The organism is Actinomadura pelletieri DSM 43383, from assembly GCF_003634705.1.
GTDB lineage: Bacteria > Actinomycetota > Actinomycetes > Streptosporangiales > Streptosporangiaceae > Spirillospora > Spirillospora pelletieri.
This window is the reverse complement of sequence record NZ_RBWU01000002.1, coordinates 937,771-954,978: the sequence shown is the minus strand read 5'-3', so window position 1 is coordinate 954,978 and position 17,208 is coordinate 937,771. Positions and strand designations below refer to the sequence as shown.

Genomic DNA, 17,208 nt, shown 5'->3' with positions numbered 1-17,208 from the left:
GCTCCCGCGCGCTCCAATGCGGGGGCGTCCGGCGAAGTCCTTCGCTCAGCCGAGCACGAGCGGGAGCCTCGCGGCCAGTTCACCGAGTTCGGCCAGTTCGACATCGGTCGGGGCGCGACGGCCCGTCCCGGCCAGCAGCGCGTCACGGTCGGAGAACGACGCGGGGAACGGCGCCCCGGCGATCCGCTCCAGCATGGCGCGCGCGACCGCGAGGGTCTCGGCGGGCGGCCCGACGACCCGCCCGGCGGGCAGATGCGCGACCAGGTCGAGGTGGTGCAGCGTCCACTCCATGACATACGCGGACAGGTAGTCGCCGACGGTCAACACCTTCTCCTGGGTGCTGACGCGCGCGTCCGGGTCGGCGAGTTCGGCGGCGCGCCCGGCGGCGGACCCGACATCGTCCAGATGGAACTTGAGCAGCTCCGCCTCCCCGTACGCGGCGGCCAGCCGCGGGATCAGGGCGTCCAGCGGGTCGTCGCCGGTCGGGGGTTCGACAAGGTCCCAGTAGGTGACCGCGTCCGCGGTCGGTTCGGTGTCGGCGGGCGTGACCAGCGTGATCAGGACGTCCTGGGCGTCGATGACGAGATGACAGACCAGGTCGCGGACGAGCCACCCGGCACAGCCCGACGGCCGCGCCATGTCCGCGTCGCCAAGGTCACCGACCGCCGCGCGCAGCGCCGACCACGAACACGAAAAATGATCCACCACCGCACGGTAACGCGCCCGGTTAATCGTAGGAGGCGAGGGCGCGGGCGTGGACGCCGAGGACGTGGGCGAACAGTGCGGGCGGCTTGGTGGTGTCCGCGGCGTCGGGGAGGACGTCCGGGGTGAGCGTCCAGTCCGTTCCCACCCACGAGTCGCCGATGGTGCCCTCGCTGGAGGGGAGGCTGTTGCAGGACTGCCGGACCCGTATCGTCCGTACCGAGTCGGTGGCGGGCGTGTCGGTCTCGACCAGCAGCACCGGGACGCCGACGAGCGGCCCGTCCTCCACCAGCCGCAGGATCTGGTGCGCCTCCTCGCCGTCGAGCGCGGCGCCCGCGTCGAGGATCACCACCAGCCGCACCGGCGGGCCGTCCGCCGGGCCGTTGGCCGCCTCGTCGTCGGGGCCGCCGATGCGGCGCAGGTCGACGAGGTCGAGCAGCCGTCGCAGCCGTTCGGTCGCCGCGGGCCCGGAGGCCACCCCGCCGCCGAGCAACCGGACGCTGGTGACCGGGTCGAACTCCCGCAGCCAGCCCGCGCCAGACAGTCCCGACGTGTCGATCACCTCCAGACCGGCGAGCCCGGGTGGGACGGCGGCCAGGAACCGGGTGACGAGCGACCAGGCGTAGGCGGCCGCGTCGCCGGGCATCGCGCCCGGTGCGATCCACACGCCGCGCCGCCACGGCAGCCGCAGCACGAGCGGGATCCGCAGGTCGGGCAGTTCGGCGGTGGACAGCCGTCCCGCCAGCAGCCCTTCGGCGGGTTCGGCGCCCGGCTGCCAGGTGAGCCAGGACGGCGCGTCGAACGGCGCCACCTCGGCGGTGACGCGTGGTTCCACGCGGGCCAGCTCGTCGCGGAGCTGGTCGGCGTCGGCCCGCAGCCGCGCGTCGGCCGCGGCCATGAGCTGGTCGAAGCGGCCGCGCGGCGCCCGCCCGGCGATCTCCTCGTTGCGGAGGTTGAGCGCGTGCTCGGTGGACGCGCGGAACGACGCGAGCGAACGGCTCGCGTCCTCCCAGACCAGCCAGCACCGTTCGAGATAGCCGACCTCGGAGTCGGGCGCCTGCGGCGGGGTGGGCGGCGACGCTCCGGCGGGGCCCGGTGGTGGCGCGGGCGCGGCGGGCTCCGGCGTGCCGGGTTCGGCCTGGGCGCTCGGGGTGTCCGGCTCGTCGCCCGGGTCGTCCACCTGGACGCCGTGCGCCTCGACCAGCTCGGCCAGCCCGCCGGCGTAGCCCTGCCCGACGGCGCGGACCTTCCACCGGTCGGCGCGACGGTAGATCTCCAGCCCGATGATGGCCTTCTCCGCGCGCAGACCCGCGACGGTGAACTCGGTCGGCGGGTCGCCGTCGTCCCCGGTGAGGCGCAGCAGCGGTGGCGGCGCGGAACCGAACGTCCCGGCCCCCGCCAGGCTGACCGCGATCAGCACCGCGTGCGCGGCGGCGGGGACCGCGTCGAGGTCCAGCTCCACGCGCTGGGGTCCCCCGCCGTCCGCCCAGCGGACGCCGGGCGCCTCGGGGGCGTTGAAGAACACCAGGTCGGCGTCGGACCGCACGCGCAGGTCCGGGCCGACGATCAGGGCACTGACGTCCACGGGAACGGCGCAGGACACGGTGGCGGTCACCCGCCGGGCGGGCAGCGGCGCGTTGGCGCCACGGGAGAGTTCGGCCATCGGCGGTTCAGGCGTGGTTGGCGATCACCGGCAGCATGTCCTGGAAGGTGCGGCCGTGGCAGGGTTCTCCGATCGCGTTCATCTTCCAGCCGTCGCCGTGCCGGTAGATCCGGGACATCACCATCGCGGTGTGGGCGCCGCCGCCGGTCAGCGTGTACCGGGCCATCTCCCCGCCGTCGGCCTCGTTGACCACCCGGCAGAAGGCGTTCTCCACCTCGTTGAAGGTCTGCCCGTTGAAGGAGCTGACGGTGAACACCAGGGAGGTGACGTGCACGGGCAGCCGCCGGAGGTCGACGATGACGGACTCGTCGTCGCCGTCGCCCGCGCCGGTCAGGTTGTCGCCGGTGTGCCGGACCGAGCCGTCGTCGCTGACGAGCTTGCCGAAGAACACGACGTCGGCGAGGGCCCCGTCGGCGAAGAGCACACAGGACGCGTCGAGGTCGATGTCCCGCTGCCGGGAGCCGAAGAAGCCCTTCTTCTTCACCGCGTCCCAGCCCAGCCCCATCCGGACCATGCTGAGCGTGCCACCGGGCTTCTCCAGCGAGATCCGCTGGCCTTTCACCATCGAGACGGTCACAGCCGTCGCCTCCTTGTCGTCCCCTTCGCCGCGTCGCCCCGCTCCGGAACGCGCCGGCCTTCAGCACCCGGCCACCGGCGAGATGTCCGGGGTGCGTGCAAAGCCTCGCAGCCGACCGGCCCCGTTGTCATCTCTTTCCCGCGTGATGAAGGGGTTCGGCGCGGTTCGGGACCGGCGCACCGGCTGAGCGTTCGCGGCGCCGCTCAGCCGGTGCGCCGGAGTTCGGACGTCAGCCGAAGTCGACGTCGATGCACTGGTAGAAGGCGTTACCGGTGTCCGCGATGTCCCAGACGCCGAGCACGATGTGCCGGCCCTGCCGCTGCGGAAGCGTCCCGGTGTGGACGTCCCGGTCGGACGGCTGCCGACCGCGGTAGGCCTGCTCGATGAACGGCGTGAGGTCGAGGGAGTCGCGGGTCAGCGGCTTGGTGCTGTCCCAGCCGTCCTTGGTGAGGAAGTAGCGGAAGGACGTGGTGGAGTGCGCGGCGGTGAAGTGCCACGAGACGCTGAAGGACTGTCCGGCCGTGACCTTGGTGGCGGGCCAGCCGGTGCCGCCGCGCTGGTCGTCGAGCGGCGACCAGCGGCTGTCGGCGCCGGCGCAGATCGTCCCGTCGCGCGGGCCGCGCGCCGGGAAGCCCTTCGGTCCCTCGACGCCGTCCGGGTCCCACTGGACCTGGCCGCAGTTGGTGACCTTGTGCTGGCCGCACAGGTAGCTACGGCTCGGGGGTGAGGTGGTGTAGCCGTGCGACCACGCGGGCACGGCGAGCACCACCGGGAGTCCGACGGTCACGGCCGCGGCCACGGCGAGGCTGGTCTTTCTTGGCATCCTGCTTCTCCTTGGCGGGAGGTACCGAAGTACCTGGAGGCGAGGGTGAGCCGGCCCCGGCAACCAACTCAAAGGAAACTTTCCTTTCAGTAAGGTGAAGCCTTCGTGGCGCGCCGTCAACCCCGACGCGTTCGGTCGGCACGTTCCTGGCACGCTGTGCACAGCGCGGGCACGGGCGGTCCGGGCACGGTTCGGTGGAGCCGTCCGGCGTCGCTGATCACGGAGCGTCACCGGTCATGTTCGTGTGCTAGCCTGTGCGCTGCGAAGCGTGTTAAGCAGCGTTTGTCTTGTTGGTTGTGTGGAGGTCTGCGGTGCGTTCAGGCAGGATTCTCCGGTTCGACGAAGTCCGTGGTTACGGATTCATCGTTCCGGACGGCGGTGGCGAGGATGTCTTCGTCCACGCCAATGAGCTTCTCGATGACAAGGCGGCCTTCGGGCCCGGTACTGCCGTCGAGTTCGAGGTGACCGAGGGCGAGCGCGGTCTCAAGGCGTTCGCCGTCCGGGCGGTGAGCCCGCCGTCCAACGGCGCGGCGTCCTCGATCGACCGTTCTCCCGCGGGCGACGGCCCCGACGACATGCTGTGCGACGTGCTGTCGCGCACGGAGTTCAGCCGGGAGATCGTCGACGTGCTGCTGGCGGAGGTGCCCGAGCTCACCGGCGCCCAGATCGTCAAGGTCCGCCGCAGTCTCGTGGAGGTCGCCCACAAGCACGGCTGGATCGACGACTGAACGGTCGGCCGCACTCGCCGACGAGTCGGAGATTCACGTCGTAACCGGCCCATCGGCAGCGGACTTTCTGAATACGGCCGTTCGCCGCGGTCCGAGATATGCCGGTGCCGGGCGCCGTTGACCTCCCGGGAAATGCCCGCGCGGAACGCCGCTCTTCTCGCGGGCGACGCGTCCGGTCAGTGGCCGTAGGTCCACAGTTCCGGAGCGGGACGGTCGGCCATGGTCGAGCGGGCGGCCACCGCCATCGTGCCGGTACCCGGACGTGTGAGGGCCTCGCGCACGCGGACATGACCGCCGTCGGCCACCTCGACCTTCACCTCCACCCCCGCGACGGTGCCGCCGAGCGGGTCGCGCAGGCGCCGCAGGACGCTCGCCGACTCCGCCAGGCACTCGACCGCCCGGCGGGGCTGCCGGTCACCGAGGTAGGCGGCGGCGAGCCCGTTCAGGCTCCGGGCCTGGCCCTCCAAGTCACCGAGCCTGCGCTGGACGAGCAGCGCCTCGCGATGATGCCCTGCGGCCTCCCCGAAACACCGCGCGTCGGAGCAGGCCAACGCCAGGCCGGTGAGCATGGCGGCGATGCCGGGCCACTCACCGAGCCGCCGCGCCGTCCTGAGTCCGGTCTGGTAGACCGAGACCCACTCGTCCCGGCTCCGGCGGAAGCGGAAGACGGGCAGCAGGAGCGCGGACAGCCGCCAGACGACCGGGTGGTGGCCGTGGCCGGAAGCGGCCTTGACCACCGCCGCGAAGTGGTCCGCCTCGGCGTCCAGCCAGGCCAGTGCCTGGGACCGGGTGCCGAAGGCGGGCGCGGCGACCGAGCCGCCGCCGGACTCTCCGCCCGACCCTGCGGGCGGCTCGATCCGGCGGCCGTGCGGGTTCAGCACCTCGTCCGCCGAGCGTGCGGCGCCGAGATACCAGGCGCACACGCGCCCGACCGCCGCGTCGCACAGGTCGGCCCCTTCCTCCGCGCGCGCCTTCTTTCGGGCGTACACGCGTAGCAGGTGGTGCAACCGGTAGCGGCCCGGTGTCGCCTGCCGGAGGAGGTTCTCGTCCAGCAGCGCCTCCAGCAACGGCTCCGCCCGCTCCCGGGGCAGGTCGGCCAGCGCGGCGGCGGACGACGGCGTGAAATCGGCGGCGGGATGCAGGCCGAGCAGCCGGAACATGCGCTTCTGGTCGTCGGTCAGCGCCCGGTAGGACGGCTCGAACGACGCGCTGATGGACCGGTTGCGGAACTCCAGCTCGCCCGGCAGCCGGTCCTCGTCGGCCAGCCGGCCGTCGAACTCGGCCGGTGTCCACGCGGGACGGGTCTGCAGCCGCCGCGCCGCCATGGTCACGGCCATCGGCAGTTGCCCGCACCGCTCGGCGATCCGCGCGGTCGCGGCGTCGTCGGCCGTGACCCGTTCGTGGCCGGCGATGCGGCCCATCAGGTCACGTGACTCCCGGGGCGCGAAGCCGTCCAACTGGAACCGGTGGACGCCGTCCAGGCCGGCCAGGCTGCGCCTGCTGGTGATGAGCACCAGGCTCGTCGGGTCGCCCGGGAGCAGCGGCTCCACCTGGGCCTCGTCGGTGGCGTCGTCGAGGATGACCAGGGCCCGCTCGCCGTGCAGCCGGTCGCGGTACAGCGCGGCCATGGCGCCCACCCCCGCCGGGATCTGCGCCGGGGGCACGTTGAGCTGGCGCAGGAAGCCGCCCAGCACCTCGGCCGGGTCGGCGGCGGGCAGGTCGGGGTCCATGGCGCGCAGGTCGGCCCAGAGCTGGAGCGCGCCGAAACGGCCGCGGGCGCTGATCTGGTGCGCGGCGCGGACGGCGAGACGGGTCTTGCCGACCCCGGCCATGCCCTCGATGGCGATGGCCGTGAGGGCGGTGCCGCCGTCCCCGCCCGCGTCGTCGGCGAGCCGGTTCAGGGCCCGTAGCTCCTCCTCCCGGCCGGTGAACTCGACGATGTCCATGGGGAGCTGCCGCACCGTGCCCGGTGGCGTGTTCGGGGGCGGGGTGCTCTGGACGGTGTCGTCCAAGATCGGGTCGCCGCTGATGATCTGGCGTTCCAGGGCCCGCAGCCGGGGGCCGGGGTCGATGCCGAGTTCGTCGGCCAGGTGTTCGCGGACCCGCGCGTACGCGTCGAGCGCGTCGGCGGACCTGCCCGCCCGGTACAGGACGAGCATCAGCCGTTCCCACAACCGCTCCCTGAGCGGATGGCGCGCCGTGAGGCGGCGCAGGTCGGGGACCAGCGCGTCGGAGCGTCCGAGCCGCAGGCACGCGTCGGTGTACTGCTCCATGAGCAGGAGCCGGCGCTCCTCCAGCCGTTCGACGTCGGCGAGCAGCGGGGCGCCCAGCGACATGGCCTCAAGTGGCCGTCCCCGGCAAGAGTCCAGCGCTTCGGCGAAGTCCCGGGCCGCCTCCTCGACCCGCCCGTCGCGGAACGCCCGCTCGCCCCGGGCGAACAGCTCCTCGAACCGCGCGAGGTCCAGCTCGCCGGGCTCGACGCGGAGCAGGTAGCCGGGCGACCGCGTGATCAGCCGGTCCGCGGGTTCGCCCGCGTTGCGCAGCGCCCGGCGCAGCGCCGCGATATAGCCGCGGACGTTGGCGCGGGCGGACGGCGGCGAGGTCCACCACACCGCGTCCACCAGCCGGTCGATCGGGACGACCTGGTTGGCGGCCAGCAGGAGCGCGGCGAGCACCGCCTGCTGCTGCGGTCCGCCAACGTCGACGGGACGACCGTCGGCGACGATGTGCAGCGGTCCCAGGATGCGGAATTCCATCTGCTCCCCTAACCGGTCCTGTCAGAGCGGTCGCCTGCACATCCGCACTCGGGTTCCGGTCCCACCGTTGAGGAAGACATCTGCCGTATGCGTTAAATATACGGCACCTATGCGCGTTCCAGGGCAAGCTAGTTGTTACGGATGATCAGCCGAGTCCCGCAATGGTCACATCTTGACCACAAAACGTCATTACGGGGCTTCGGCACGGCGGGCCACCACGGGGAATGGGGGCGGGGGCTTGAACGGACGGCGTCTCGCGACGGCCGACACACGGCCGGATCCGGCCGGAAGCCGTACGGGGTCGCGTCTGCGGGCGACGGAGCGAAGCCCGCATGCCCGGATCCCACACCCCGACGCGGACCGATTATCACCGCACGCGCCTGCCCGGACCGGCCGACACCGGCCGCGTCCACCCCTCCCCGCGCTCTCTGCCTCCGTAGCCCAACGGCAGAGGCATACTCCTTAAAAGAGTAGAAGTGTCGGTTCGAATCCGACCGGAGGCACAGGAACGCACCCCGCACTTCACGGTGACGACCATTACTCGTCATCGAATGATCAGATCGCGCCCTCATCGCGGCCAACAAAGGTGAAAATAGTTCGGGTAAGGTCGGCCGACGGGGCCGGTGGGACGGGTGGCGTCCTCCCGGCGTCGCGGCCGGCCCGCACCGCCCCGGGCCCTCGTCACCCAGGATAACGAGGCGACCCCGCGCCGGATACGCCTTCCGCGAGAAGACCCACCGCGCGACCACCGAAATCCCACCGCGGCGCCGGCGGACCGTCGACCGCGCCGCGACTCCCCGCCCCGACGGGCCGATCCCCGAAACTGCCGGAAATGGCGTCCGCCCGCGACCGCCGCGTCACCGGACGCCCGGCGTCGTGCCCGCCGGGAGCGCTCCAAAGGGAATGTCGAAGGGTTTTCGCGGCGGCGGATAACACCGACCGCCGTTCCGCCGGCCTGCTGGCCTGCTGCGGTCAAGATCGTCCTTTATTCTTGACGCATGTTCTGCTGTCGGTTTGCATCGGAGGCGTCGCCGGTTGCGTGCCCGCTGGATCCACTGCGGCGTCAGTATTGCGAGCCAGTGGCATGAAGAGTGATTTTTCAATGAAATCTGGAACCGTGCCGGGACCGAGGTCGAAAGCGGTTCGGGTGTTGGTCGTGAGCGACAATCCCGTATCGCGTATCGGGTTTCGGTCCCTGCTGGGCGCGGCCCCCTCGGTGGACGTGGTGGGCAGCGGAACCGTCGAGCGTTCGATCGTCGGGGTGCGGGTGCACCGGCCCGACGTGGTGCTGCTGGAGGCCTCTCCGCCGCCGCCCGACGGGATCGCGAGGCTGGCACGGTCCGGAACCCGGATCGTGGTCGTGACGGCCGAACAGCACCCGCTCGTCCTCGTCCAGGCCGTGACCGCGGGCGCCCACGGCTGTCTCGTGTACGGCCACTTCGAGCCACAGGCGCTAGCGGACGTGCTGGTCGCGGCGGCGCGCGGCGAGTCATCGCTGTCTCGTCCCGCGGTGACCGCGCTCGTGCGCTGGGTGCACGACGGCGGCGGGCCGCGTCCCGATCCCGGGCTGACCGCGCGGGAGGTCGAGATCCTGGAGCTGATCGCCGCCGGGCTCACCAACCGGGAGATCGCGCGGCGGCTGGTCATCACGGAGAAGACCGTGAAGAACCACGCCCACCAGATCTACAAGCGCCTGGGCGCGGCCGGCCGGGAACACGCCGCCGCACGCTGGCTGGAATTGAATTCGGCAACCGGCGAAGAGCCGGACCGATCGTAGCCCCGTCTCCGGCGGGGGCCAATCATACGCGGCGGCGGGAGTCCTAGGACCCTGCCCATACCAAGATGGGTCCGCCGCCACCTTTACCCGCCTCGCGGCGCTGTCGCATGATCAGGTAGTCCACGTTCCAGGGCCATTATTTTTCTGCCCGCGATGTGAACGGTGTGGAAATTCGGTCGCCGTCGACATCATGTCCGGGGAGGCCCGGTGGAACTCGCTCACCTGTGCGCGGAGGCGTCATGCTGAGGATGACCAGTGAGGTGAAGGGCCGCGTCACGTCGGTGGCCGTCCCCGCGTACTTCCACCCGACGGCGCTGGACTGGACGACCGTCGCCGACCCCCGCCTCGGTGCGGTCGTGTTCAACGTCGACAGCGGTGTCGGATCCGTCCGGGACCGCGCGTTCACGGCCGTCGCGCAGCGCATGGCCGACGCCGGCGTGCGGCTGGTCGGGTACGTCGACACCGCCTACGGCACCCGTCCGGCCCGCGAGATCGAGGACGAGGTGACGCGGTACCGGAAGTGGTACGGCATCCAGATGGTGTTCCTCGACGAGGTGTCGTCCGTTCCCGGCCATGTGGTGCGGTACGAGCGCATCGCCGCGGGCGTGCGGCGCCGGGGCGCGGAGCACATCGTGTTCAACCACGGCACATATCCCGACTCCGCGTACGCGGAGCTGGCCGACCTCCTCGTCACCTTCGAGGGGCCGTGGTCGGCGTACCAGCACGTGCGCGCTCCCGCGTGGGCGACGCAGATGCCCGCCGAGCGGTTCTGCCATCTGGTGTACGCCGCGCCGCAGGCCGTCCTCGCGCGGGCGCTGGCGCGGGCCGGACGGCGCAACGCGGGCGTCGTCTACGTGACGGACCGGGCGGGCGTGAACCCGTGGTCCGGGCTACCCGGATACTTCTCCCGCGAGATGAACCTGGTGTACGCGCACCGGTGAGGGCCGCGAACATCGCGGCACCTCGACCAGGGGTTCCTCGACCAGGGGTTCCTCGACCAGGGGTTCCTCGACCAGGGGTTCCTCGACCAGGGGTTCCTCGACCAGGGGTTCCTCGACCAGGGGTTCCTCGACCAGGGGTTCCTCGACCAGGGGTTCCTCGACCAGGGGTTCCTCGACTAGGGGTTCCTCGACGATCCGTTGGGCGAGATCCGAGTGCCTCCCGGGCGGCGGTAGACGAACGAGTTCGCGTCGGCGGTTCGTCCGTCCTCGTCCACGGCCGTCGTCGCGGCGCGGACCAGGTCGTGGTCGGGTGACAGCGCGCAGGCCGGGTCGGTGCGGGCGGCGTCGCCGGTCAGCGCGTGCGCCTGGCAGCGGCAGCCGCCGAAGTCGATCTCGCGGCGCGGGCACTCCCGGCACGGCCCGGTCATCCAGTCGGTCCCGCGGTAGGCGTTGAACGCCGGTGATTCCTCCCAGATCCAGGCGAGCGGCCTGTCCCGGACGTTCGGCGCCGCGAGGTCCGGAACGGCGTAGGCGGCGGGACACGGCAGCGCGGTGCCGTCCGGACCGACCGTGATCGAACGCGCGCCCCAGCCGCCCATGCACGGCTTCGGGACGCCCTCGTAGTAGTCCGGCATGACCCAGACGAGTTCGGGCTTCGGGCCGTGGGCGGCGCGCCATTCGGCGACGGTGGTCTTGGCGCGCTCGAGCTGGTCCCGGGTGGGGAGCAGCGCGGCGCGGTTCAGCAGCGCCCAGCCGTAGAACTGGGTGTTGGCCAGCTCGATCCGGTCCGCTCCCCAGCGCGCCCCGACCTCGATGATGTCCGGAAGGTTGTCGAGGTTGTGGCGGTGCAGGACGACGTTCAGCCCGAACGGCAGGCCCGCGTCCCGGATGACCGCGGCCGCGTGCTCCTTGTCCCCGTAGGAGGCGCGTCCGGCGATGAGGTTGGAGCCGGGGCGCCGCGCGTCCTGGAGGGAGAGCTGGACGCTGTTCAACCCGACGTCCAGCAGTTCGCCGAGCCGGTCGGGGGTGAGGCCGACGCCGCTCGTGACGAGCTGGGTGTAGATCCCGGCGCGGTGCGCGGACCGCACGATGTCGGCGAGGTCGGGCCGCAGCAGCGGTTCACCGCCGGACACGTGCGCCTGGACGACGCCGAGTTCGGCGGCCTCCCCGAAGACCCGGGCCCAGTCGGCGGCGGTCAGCTCGGCGCTCTTGCGGACGAGTTCCAGCGGGTTGGAGCAGTACGGGCAGTGCAGCGGGCACGCGTGGGTGACCTCCGCGAGCAGCGCCCACGGTGCGGGGATCATCGCAGCCAGCCCTCCGCGCGGATCCGGTCGAGGAAAGCGGGCACCTCGTCCGCGAGCGGCGCGTCCGGGTAGGTCCGGCCGAGTTCGGTGACGATGTCGGCCACGGTGCGGCTGCCGTCGCACAGGCGCAGGATCCGGCCGCCCGTGCCACTGAGCCGTACCGCGCGCTCCGGCATGAGCAGCAGGTCGGCGTCGCGGACACGGTCGTACCGCAGCATGACGGACCGGTCGAGGGCGGGCCGCCACGACGGGTCAGACGGCATCGAACGTCCCCCTTCGTCCCTGCCCGTCGGCGTGCTCGACCGCGTCGAGCAGCGACCAGAGCAGATCGCACTTGAAGGCGAACGCGGCGAGCACGCGTTCCCGGTCCTCGGGGGTCCGCGCCCACGCCTGGACGAGCCGCAGCGCCTCCTCCGAGTCGCGGCGGCCCTGGCCGACGCGCACCTGGAAGTAACGCAGCCCCTCGCGTTCCACCCACGGGTAGTGCTGTTCCCACGCGGCGATCCGCGTCGCCATCAGGTCGGGCGCGAACAGCTCGGTCAGCGACGACGCGACCGCCTCCAGGATGGACGCGTTCCGGCAGAAGTTGACGTAGCCCTCCACGGCCAGCCGGACGCCGGGCAGCACGCCCTTGCCGGACAGCAGCAGCGCCCGGTCGAGCCCGACGGCCTCGCCGAGTCGCAGCCACCGCTCGATGCCGCCGTCGGTGCCGTCGCCGTCCGGGGCGCCGTCGTGGTCGTGGACGCGGCGGATCCAGGAGCGCCGCAGATCCGAACTTCCGAGCCTGGCCAGGATCAGCGCGTCCTTGACCGGGATGTGCCGCTGGTAGTGGAACCGGTTGAGGACCCAGCGGCGCAGTTCCTCCTTGCTCAGCTCACCCGCGTGCATGCGCAGGTTGAAGGGGTGGCGGTGGTGGTACCGCTCCTCCCCCAGCGCCCGGAGCCGCCCCTCCAGCTCGGCGGCGCTCACCCCCGTCCCCGTGCCCGTCACCGTGTTCACAGTTCGATCAGAGCTCCGTCCTGGGCGACCTCGATCCCCGCCTCGGCGAGCTTGTGGTGTCCGGCGTGGTCGGGGTGGACGAGGGGGTTGGTGTTGTTCAGATGCGTGTAGAGGCGCCGGGCGGCGGGCAGCGCGGCCAGCCGTTCGGCGGTGCCGTTCGGTCCCGTGATCGGGAGGTGGCCCATCTGGGTGGACGTGCGCTCGGTGAATCCGGAGCGGCGCGGTTCGTCGTCGTCCCAGAACGTGCCGTCGACGAAGACGCAGTCGGCGTCCTGGAGGGCGCGGTCCAGCGCGTCCGGCCAGTCGGCGAGCGCCGGGGCGTAGACGAGGACCTTGCCGTCCCGCCGGTCCCGGACGCGCAGCGCCACCACCCACGCGTCCCCGTCGGGGTCGAGGTCGGCGGCGTAACGGGGTCGTTTGCCCGACACCCGGATGCCCTGGACTTCCAGCGGCCCGCCGTCGAGGGCCGCCGGCTCCTTCTCCGGGAGCGGCGTCCAGGACAGGCCGGAGTAGGGGGCCAGCACCCGGTCGAGGCGGAGCCCGTCGGACAGCGCGGCGCGTACCGTGCCGGTCGCGACGATCTCCAGGCCCGAGGCCTCACGCAGCCGCGGGATGCCGAGGGTGTGGTCGAGTTCGGCGTCGGTGAGGATCACCCCGGCGACCGGGGTGGCACGCCGGGCGGGTCCCGGGTGCAGGGGCGGGCACTCCTCGATCTGCTCGCCGATGTCGGGCGTCGCGTTGATCACGTACCAGCGTCCCGGCCCGGACTCGACGGCGAGGGAGGCGTGTCGTCTGCGGAGGGAGGGCTCGGAGCGGGCGGCGGCGCACTCGGCGCAGGCACAGTTCCATTGAGGCACGCCGCCACCCGCCGCGGTGCCGAGTATCAGCATCCGCATCGCGGACGGGTCAGCCCTCAGATGTGAAGTAGGCCGTGACCTCCAGCGAGGTCTCCACGATCTGGTAGTCGGGCGTGACCCAGCGGTCCGCGCGTTCGTCGGTCCGGTCCGCGTCCGTGGCATAGCCGGCCATAGCGGGGTGCTCCTTCCTCTTGGCTGAGCCCGGAGATCGCCTTCGACTACGGGAAGCGCTTTCCGAGCCCGTTCTCCTTGACCGTACGGCGCTCCAAAACACGCTTCCAGGGCCATCCGTGCCAGGGTCCATGAACTCCGTGCCAGATTCGCGGACCGGGACAACCGGCTGTGCCGGACACGGCACGGCCCGGCGAGACCGGGCTGGGGAGGGCGCGCTCCCGTACGCACCGAAATTCCATTCCCCACAATTCCGATTAATGCGGGGCAATACGGGCCGCCGGTTATGGGGAAAGTTCGCTGGTCGGCCACATGCCGGCGCCGGGGACCGTCCCGGACCAGGTGCGCGCCGAGGCACGCCACGCGATCCGCACCCATCCCGGGGTCGTGCCGCTCCCGCCGACGTTCGTCGTGGTCGAGGTCGACGGCGACTCCTGGTCGCCGATCACCGGCGGGGACGACCCGGGCGACGCCCGCGAACGGCCGGCCCGGCACTTCACCGGTTCACTGCCCCGGCTGCGCGAGTTCCAGGGCGATCCCGCGGGGCCCGGGGCGCTCGCCGAGTGGACGGCCCTCTCCAAGGAGATCAAGGTGTCGTCCGGGCATCGGATCCTCGTGCGGGGACGCGAGTTCCGCACCGTCCGCGTGTCCCGGATGATGCGGCTCGGCCGGGACGGCCCCGAAGGCCTCCGCCCCTGCGACGAGGAACACCACGGCCTCACCGGAGCCGCCGAGGCATGATCCCGCCAGGCCGGTTCTGCCACCCGCCTTCCCTATCACCGCCCGACCCGTCATGATCAAGGCGAGCGGGATCAGTGAGGAAGGTGGTACTGATGTCGCGAAGACTCGTGGTCGTCCTCGTCACGGCGGGAATGGTGGCGGGGACGCAGGCCGTCCCGGCGCATCCGGACGTCCCGGCCCCGCCGGACGCGGACGGAGCCGGATCGGGCGAACGACCGGACGCCAGAACGGCGCTGCTGGCGCCGTCCAGAACGGTCGGGAAGCTGCGGTTCACGTCGACGAGCCGGCTCGCGACGGGCGTGGTGTACCGGACGTTCGAGACGACCGGGACCGGCGGCGCCGTGATCGGCGACCTGCTGGACGTGGACCTGCGGGCCCGGGGCGTCAGCGTCGACCTGCTGCGTCCGCCGGACGTCGCGGCGCGGCGGCGGATCACGGCGATGGCCAACGCGCAACGCGCGATCGCCGGTGTGAACGGCGACTTCTTCAACGCCGGCGAGACCCATGCCGGGGTGGCCCCGACCGGGGCGTCGTCCGGGCCGGCGGTCGCCGACGGCGATCCGCTCAAGGGCGCGGTGCCGAAGGGTCAACGGTTCGGTCCGTCGCTGCCGCCCGGCACGTCCGCCGAGGACGTCATCGGGGTCGACACCGAAGGCCGCGGACGGCTCGGACGGCTGCGCGTCACCGGCGCCGTCCGCTCCGACGACACGCGCGGCTCCCGCGTGGACCTCGCGCTGCGCGGCCTCAACCAGTACGCGCTGCCGGTCGGGAGCGTGGGAGCGTTCACCGACGAGTGGGGCTCGGTGTCCCGCAGGCGGGCGGTGTGCGGGACCGACAAGGCCCGGCGCGACCCGTGCAGCAAGAACACCGCCGAGGTGACCGTCCGGAAGGGCGTGGTGACGAAGGTGTCCGGCACGGTGGGTGCGGGCGCCATCCCCGACGACACGACCGTGCTGGTCGGGCGGGAGAAGGGGGCGGACGCGCTGCGCGCGCTGCGTCCCGGCGACCGTGTGAAGGTCTCCTACGGTCTCACCGGCTCGACCCGGTTCCGCTTCGCCGTCGGCGGCTTCCCGATCCTGCGGGACGGCGAGCCGCTGAAGGACCTGGACCCGAAGGGCCCGGCCCCGCGGACCGCCGCCGGTGTGAGCCGCGACGGACGCCACCTCTACCTCGTCGTGGTGGACGGCCGGTCCAAGCGCAGCGCGGGCCTGACCGTCGCGGAACTGGCGTCCCTCATGGACAAGGCGGGCGCGGACGGCGCCGTGAACCTGGACGGCGGCGGCTCCTCCACGTTCGTCACCCGAACCAAGGGGAAGGCCGTCATCCGCAACGAGCCCTCGGACGGCAGCGAACGCGCCGTGGCCAACGGCATCGGCGTCTTCGTCGACGACTGAGCAAAGAGGCGCGGGCGGGAGGGTGTCGAGGACACCGCTCCCGCCCGCGCTTTTCGGCCGCCCGAGACTCACGGCCGAGCCAACGGGTGGCTGGGGCCTGTACTTCGGCGTCCCCAGCCGTCGCGTGATCGCGTTACCTGGTCGGGGAGGCGAGGCCGAAGGCGAGCCTCCCCGACCAGATCGCGAACTCAGTGCCCGAAGGCGAGCATGACCTGGCCCTTGTCGGTCGGGTACCGGGTGAACGTGTCACCGGTGAGGACGTAGACCATCCCGTTGGCGACGACGGCGCCGCCGCCTCCGGCGATGGCACCGCCGCGTCCCGGACCGCCGTTGACGGTCGGGAAGTCGGCGATGGTGTCGAACGCCCACAGGACCTTGCCGGTTTCGGACGAGTACGCGCGGAACTTGCCGTCCATGCTGCCCAGCCAGACGAGCCCGGGTGAGGTCGTCACGGCCGGTGAGTGGCCGAGCCGGCAGACGTTCGGGTACTGGGCCGCGCCGCCGGTCTTGCAGCCGTCCTCCGGGTTGGGCGTCTTCCAGATGATGTGGCCGTTGGCGGGGTCGATGGCGTAGAGCGTGCCCGGGTTCCCCATGTAGGTCGCCACGTAGAGGCGCTCGCCGTCGTAGCTGGTGCCCCACTGGATGCCGCTCAGTCCGCCGCCCGGCATGGGCTCGGAGAGCTGGCGCTGCCAGACGATCTCTCCGGTGGACGCGTCCAGGACGTGGTAGACGCCGACCTTCTGGCCGATGCCGATGAGACGCTTCCCGCCCGCGGTGAAGATGTTCGGGGTGGCGCCGAGGTCGAAGTCGAGCGCCGTGCCGTCCTTCAGGTTCGGGCAGTACTGCTGGTCCTCGGGGGACGGGCTGGTGCATTCCCGGCGCCAGGTGTCGACGTCGGTCATCTTGCGCGTCCAGCGGGGTTCACCGGTGGCGGTGTTCAGCGCGAGGACGGAGTCGAAGTGCCCGCCGCTTCCGCTGTAGTTCTGCCCGGTGCCGACGTAGAGCGTCTTGGTGACCGGGTCGATGGCCGGGGAACTCCACACGCCGCCGCCGGCCGGGCCGTAGCGCGGCACGCCGTTCGGCCAGGTGCCGTCCTGCTTCGGCTCGGGCATGGTGTAGAAGCGCCAGTCGAGCTTGCCGGTGTTGATGTCGCGGGCGTCGACGTGGCCACGGAACTTGCAGCAGGGGTGGTCCTTGCCGAGGAGGTTCTCGCCGCTGGACACGCCGACGTAGACGCGTCCCTCGAACACGATCGGCGAGCTGGTGACGGTGGCGCTGGGGTAGTCGTCGATCCGTTCCGCCCACACCAGCTGTCCGTTGGCCTGGTTCACGGCGTACAGGTAGCCGCGGGTGTCACCGAAGAAGACCTTGCCCTCGGCGACGGAGGCGCCGTCGCGGACCTGGGTGAAGCCGGTGCCGACCGTGTTCAGGTTGAACTGCCACTTGACCCTGCCGGTCTTGGCGTCGGCGGCGCGGTAGATGCCGTCCGGGCCGCCGAAGTAGACGGTGTCGCCGACGACGGCGGGCTGGCTGTGCGGGGCGCCCGCCTGGCGCGAGAACCCGAAGGCCCATTTGACCTTGAGGCCGCCGACGTTCTCCGGCGTGATCTGGCTTTCCTCCGCGGCGAAGCGGGAGCCGACATGGTCCTTGGTCCAGGTCGGCCAGTCGGTGGCGGGGGACGCTCCGGACGCGGCCGGTCCGGAGGCGACGGCTCCGCCCACCATCAGGCAGGCGGCGGCGACCAGGGCGGTCGCCCGTCTCTTGGCACGCATGTT

General features: G+C 72.0%; 16 protein-coding genes and 1 tRNA gene. 6 read left to right on the top strand and 11 right to left on the bottom strand.

What is annotated here, in order from left to right:
* Positions 1 to 45 precede the first annotated feature (45 nt).
* The 4 genes from BZB76_RS11185 to BZB76_RS11170 all read right to left on the bottom strand — a co-directional run bounded on the left by BZB76_RS11185 (position 46) and on the right by BZB76_RS11170 (position 3,765).
* Entirely contained in the window at positions 46 to 705 is a 660-nt protein-coding gene (locus BZB76_RS11185; RefSeq protein ID WP_121434643.1) for a maleylpyruvate isomerase N-terminal domain-containing protein, read from the bottom strand.
* 22 nt (positions 706 to 727) lie between these two features.
* Positions 728 to 2,365 carry a TerD family protein gene (locus tag BZB76_RS11180; protein WP_121434189.1) on the bottom strand — a complete coding sequence of 546 codons (1,638 nt, stop codon included), beginning with the start codon at positions 2,363 to 2,365 and terminating at the stop codon, positions 728 to 730.
* 7 nt (positions 2,366 to 2,372) lie between these two features.
* Positions 2,373 to 2,942, bottom strand: coding sequence for a TerD family protein (locus BZB76_RS11175; protein ID WP_121434188.1), 570 nt, complete (start codon positions 2,940 to 2,942; stop codon positions 2,373 to 2,375).
* Positions 2,943 to 3,171: 229 nt separating this feature from the next.
* Entirely contained in the window at positions 3,172 to 3,765 is a 594-nt protein-coding gene (locus BZB76_RS11170; protein WP_121434187.1) for a lytic polysaccharide monooxygenase auxiliary activity family 9 protein, read from the bottom strand.
* 311 nt (positions 3,766 to 4,076) lie between these two features.
* Between BZB76_RS11170 and BZB76_RS11165 the strand changes: the two genes are divergently transcribed.
* Positions 4,077 to 4,493 (top strand): cold-shock protein, encoded by a 417-nt coding sequence (locus BZB76_RS11165; RefSeq protein ID WP_121434186.1) that lies wholly within the window; start codon positions 4,077 to 4,079, stop codon positions 4,491 to 4,493.
* A 176-nt stretch (positions 4,494 to 4,669) separates the two neighbouring features.
* On the opposite strand, the gene BZB76_RS11160 is transcribed toward BZB76_RS11165, so the two are convergent.
* Complete coding sequence (locus tag BZB76_RS11160; RefSeq protein WP_121434185.1) at positions 4,670 to 7,249, bottom strand: AfsR/SARP family transcriptional regulator; 2,580 nt, start codon at positions 7,247 to 7,249, stop codon at positions 4,670 to 4,672.
* A gap of 430 nt (positions 7,250 to 7,679) precedes the next feature.
* Between BZB76_RS11160 and BZB76_RS11155 the strand changes: the two genes are divergently transcribed.
* The 3 genes from BZB76_RS11155 to BZB76_RS11145 all read left to right on the top strand — a co-directional run bounded on the left by BZB76_RS11155 (position 7,680) and on the right by BZB76_RS11145 (position 9,967).
* A tRNA-Leu gene (locus BZB76_RS11155) sits at positions 7,680 to 7,752 on the top strand.
* 653 nt (positions 7,753 to 8,405) lie between these two features.
* The gene (locus tag BZB76_RS11150) at positions 8,406 to 9,026 is read left to right on the top strand and encodes a LuxR C-terminal-related transcriptional regulator (protein ID WP_170180583.1); all 621 of its coding nucleotides are present in this window, start codon (positions 8,406 to 8,408) and stop codon (positions 9,024 to 9,026) included.
* A gap of 239 nt (positions 9,027 to 9,265) precedes the next feature.
* A complete protein-coding gene (locus tag BZB76_RS11145; protein ID WP_147449405.1) occupies positions 9,266 to 9,967 on the top strand; it encodes a spherulation-specific family 4 protein in 702 nt (233 codons plus the stop codon).
* Positions 9,968 to 10,143: 176 nt separating this feature from the next.
* Here the strand turns inward: BZB76_RS11145 and pqqE are convergent, their stop codons facing one another.
* From pqqE to pqqA, 5 genes are read right to left on the bottom strand one after another with little or no spacing between them, the layout of a single operon-like run.
* Positions 10,144 to 11,271 carry a pyrroloquinoline quinone biosynthesis protein PqqE gene (gene pqqE, locus BZB76_RS11135; RefSeq protein ID WP_121434182.1) on the bottom strand — a complete coding sequence of 376 codons (1,128 nt, stop codon included), beginning with the start codon at positions 11,269 to 11,271 and terminating at the stop codon, positions 10,144 to 10,146.
* Entirely contained in the window at positions 11,268 to 11,534 is a 267-nt protein-coding gene (gene pqqD, locus BZB76_RS11130) for a pyrroloquinoline quinone biosynthesis peptide chaperone PqqD (protein WP_121434181.1), read from the bottom strand. The genes pqqE and pqqD overlap by 4 nt, the downstream gene beginning before the upstream one ends.
* Positions 11,524 to 12,270: a pyrroloquinoline-quinone synthase PqqC gene (gene pqqC, locus BZB76_RS11125; RefSeq protein WP_121434180.1), complete on the bottom strand. Its 747-nt coding sequence runs from the start codon at positions 12,268 to 12,270 to the stop codon at positions 11,524 to 11,526. Before pqqC ends, pqqD begins: the two co-directional genes overlap by 11 nt.
* Positions 12,267 to 13,166 carry a pyrroloquinoline quinone biosynthesis protein PqqB gene (gene pqqB, locus BZB76_RS11120; RefSeq protein ID WP_121434179.1) on the bottom strand — a complete coding sequence of 300 codons (900 nt, stop codon included), beginning with the start codon at positions 13,164 to 13,166 and terminating at the stop codon, positions 12,267 to 12,269. Before pqqB ends, pqqC begins: the two co-directional genes overlap by 4 nt.
* A gap of 10 nt (positions 13,167 to 13,176) precedes the next feature.
* Complete coding sequence (gene pqqA / locus BZB76_RS34720) at positions 13,177 to 13,299, bottom strand: pyrroloquinoline quinone precursor peptide PqqA (protein WP_170180582.1); 123 nt, start codon at positions 13,297 to 13,299, stop codon at positions 13,177 to 13,179.
* 269 nt (positions 13,300 to 13,568) lie between these two features.
* Between pqqA and BZB76_RS34715 the strand changes: the two genes are divergently transcribed.
* Both BZB76_RS34715 and BZB76_RS11100 read left to right on the top strand, forming a co-directional pair.
* Complete coding sequence (locus BZB76_RS34715) at positions 13,569 to 14,039, top strand: DUF5954 family protein (protein WP_337959749.1); 471 nt, start codon at positions 13,569 to 13,571, stop codon at positions 14,037 to 14,039.
* Between the two features lie 92 nt (positions 14,040 to 14,131).
* A complete protein-coding gene (locus tag BZB76_RS11100) occupies positions 14,132 to 15,433 on the top strand; it encodes a phosphodiester glycosidase family protein (protein WP_211342940.1) in 1,302 nt (433 codons plus the stop codon).
* A 188-nt stretch (positions 15,434 to 15,621) separates the two neighbouring features.
* On the opposite strand, the gene BZB76_RS11095 is transcribed toward BZB76_RS11100, so the two are convergent.
* Positions 15,622 to 17,205 (bottom strand): outer membrane protein assembly factor BamB family protein, encoded by a 1,584-nt coding sequence (locus tag BZB76_RS11095; protein WP_121434175.1) that lies wholly within the window; start codon positions 17,203 to 17,205, stop codon positions 15,622 to 15,624.
* Between the last annotated feature and the right edge of the window lie 3 nt (positions 17,206 to 17,208).